1 protein-coding gene is annotated in these 1,742 nt (G+C 59.6%); it reads right to left on the bottom strand.

Annotation, left to right across the window (positions count from 1 at the left end; all coding sequences use genetic code 11):
- On the bottom strand, positions 1-1,742 hold a 1,742-nt coding region (ligD, locus tag AB4043_RS24505), incomplete at both ends, for a DNA ligase D (protein ID WP_442308388.1).

Genomic DNA, 1,742 nt, shown 5'->3' with positions numbered 1-1,742 from the left:
GCACGAACTCATGCGCCCACTCTTTCACCGCCGCATACTCGTGTTTCGGCTTGATGGGAATGACGACATGCAGCCCTTTACCTCCCGTGGTCTTGAGAAAGGAGGTAAGGCCAAGCTTCTTCAGGCGATCGCGTACGTCTGCGGCAGCATCGCAAAGCGTGCTCCATGAGATTGCCGTGTCGGGATCGAGATCGATGACGATGCGGTCGGGCCGTTCCAGATCGTCGTTCTGTGATCCCCAGGGATGGACCTCGAGCACTCCCATCTGTGCCAGGCCGGCGAGTGCCTCCGGTGTGGAGAGGGTGATGTACTGTTCGATCTTGCCGGTCTTTTTATCAGGTACAGGAGTTCCCGTAATTCCTGGAGGCAGCGTGTGATTCACATGCTTCTGGAAGAAGCAAGGTTTGCCGGAGCCTTCAGGGCATCGCACCAGCGATAGCGGGCGATTGGTGATGTGGGGCAGCATGTACGGTGCGATCGCCCAGTAGTAGTTAGCGAGCTGCTGTTTGGTGAGGTGGCTGGCGGCGTCGAGAATCTTATCGGGATGCGTCAGGCGGACAGGCGCGGAGTCTTCGGTTGTCTTCTTCTTCGTCGCCACTCGGGCTGCAATGGAACTTTGCGTCGTGGGTTTTATAGCTGCTTGTGTCATCGGCATCCTCCCTCTCTCCTGCTTCGCGGAGGGAGCGACCGTTGGCTCTTCGCGGCGCACCTCTTCCGCAGGTTTGTCTTCGCGAAGGCCCTGGAAGGCGGCCTGTCGTATGAGATTGTCGGCGGTCCAGGTAGTGAAGGTGACCTGAGCGACGAGCTCGGGCTTTACCCAGAGCACGCCCTTCTGGGCTTCGCTTGGGACCCGCTGGAAAGCAGGCTTCGCCTGTCGCAACGCATTTAGCTTGTCGCGCAACATCGCATGAGTCTTGGCATCGAAGCCTGTGCCGGTGCGGCCTGCATAGATAAGCTGCTTCTGGTCGTTGTAATAACCAAGTAAGAGTGCACCTACGCCGTGAATGGCATTGGAGGGGAGCGTGAAGCCTCCGACGACAAACTCCTGCTGGCGAATACACTTCAGCTTCAGCCACTCCGGCGAGCGTGTCGCGCGATGGGGTGCATCGCCGCGTTTGGCGACGATGCCTTCAGCATGGAGGCTGCAGGCGTTCTGAAAGATGGCATTCGCGTCGCCCTGCAGATGCTGCGAGATCTGGATCTGTGGATGGTCCAGCTGCGTCAGCAGCTTCTCGACTATGGCCTTGCGTTCGAGCAGTGGCAGCTCGCGCAGGTTGTGACCGTCGAGATGCAGCAGGTCGAAGACGAAGTAGGTGAGCGGCCGTCGCTCGCCATGCTCGAAGGAAGCCTGCAGATCGGCAAAGCTGGTGGTGCCGTCCGGACGTACAGCACAGAGCTCTCCATCGAGAATGGCGGTGGTGACTGGAAGCTTGGCCAGAGCGGTGGCGACAGGACGCATGCGATGTGTCCAGTCGAGTCCGCGCCGGGTGAATAGCTTTACCTTGCCGTGGTCGATGTGGGCCTGGATGCGATAACCGTCGAGTTTGAGCTCATGAATCCAGTTGGCGCCGGTTGGCGGAGTGAAAGCTTCTATGGCGAGCTGCGGCTTCAAAAAATCGGGAAGCTCCTCCTTGGGAAGCTTCCCGAGTGAGACTGCGCTTTTTGCGGCCTTGCCGGGTGGTTTGGGACTGCGAGGAGCCTCCTCAGGCGCCTTCGAGGGCTGCTTGTGCCAGGGCTGGTCG

The organism is Terriglobus sp. YAF25 (genome assembly GCF_052113305.1).
Taxonomy (GTDB): Bacteria; Acidobacteriota; Terriglobia; order Terriglobales; family Acidobacteriaceae; genus Terriglobus.
The sequence above is the reverse complement of the archived record's forward strand: the minus strand, read 5'-3'. Positions and strand labels throughout refer to the sequence as shown.